The sequence below is a fragment of the Kribbella swartbergensis genome (assembly GCF_054784135.1).
The window spans coordinates 1-787 of record NZ_BAAGPM010000046.1 but is presented as its reverse complement, the minus strand read 5'-3'; the positions used below and the strand labels follow the sequence as shown (position 1 = coordinate 787).

The following is a 787-nucleotide window of genomic DNA, read 5'->3' as shown; positions in this document are numbered from 1 at the left end:
GGCGACACCCGCGAGCAATCGCGCTGCTGATGGCGGCATCGCTCACGACCATGGCCAATGCCACGATCAGTCCTGCGCTCCCCGGGCTCGAACGTCTGTTCGCGAATGATCCGAATGCCGCGATGCTGGTGCGCCTGCTGGTGCCCGCACCCTCGATCAGTGTCGCCATCTTCGCCCCATTCGCCGGTCTCATCGCTGATCGGTACGGTCGGCGTCGGATGCTCCTTGTCGGGGTCATCCTCTTCGTGATCGCCGGCTCCGCGGGGCTGCTCCTTCCCGGCCTCCCGACCATCTTCGCCAGCCGTCTGGTTCTCGGTGTCGCTGTGGCCCTCATCATGACAGCGCAGACCGCCCTCATCGGCGACTACTTCACCGGCGAGGACCGAAGCGCGTTGTCAGGACTTCAGATATCGGCTCGAAATCTCGGGGGGCTCGTGTTCATCTCGCTCGCCGGATGGTTCGCGGCGGTCTCGCCGCGTCTTCCCTTCGTCATCTATGGAGTGGCCGCACTCTTCCTGCCGTTGATGTGGAAGGCTATCACCGATCCGGAGCGGACCTCGCCTGCTCCCCATGCCAACCTGGCGGAAAGCTCCTCCAATCCTTCATCCTGGCGCCTCGTCTTCGCCCTGCTCGTGCTTCTTCAAGCCGCCACAAACATGATCTTTTTCGTTATGCCGACCCAGTTGTCGTTTTTCTTCGAAGCGGCAGGCTATAGCAGCCCAGTGATGACGGGCTCGGCGCTCGGCATCCTGATGCTCTCGGGCGGCAGCCTTGCGCTACTGTATGG

Annotated in this window: 1 protein-coding gene; it reads left to right on the top strand. The window is 63.0% G+C overall.

The genetic code is table 11. The annotated features are described in order from the left end of the window. Window positions 1-787, top strand: a 787-nt coding sequence (locus ACYVOK_RS34360; protein WP_460666782.1) for an MFS transporter, incomplete at both ends; no start/stop codon positions are given.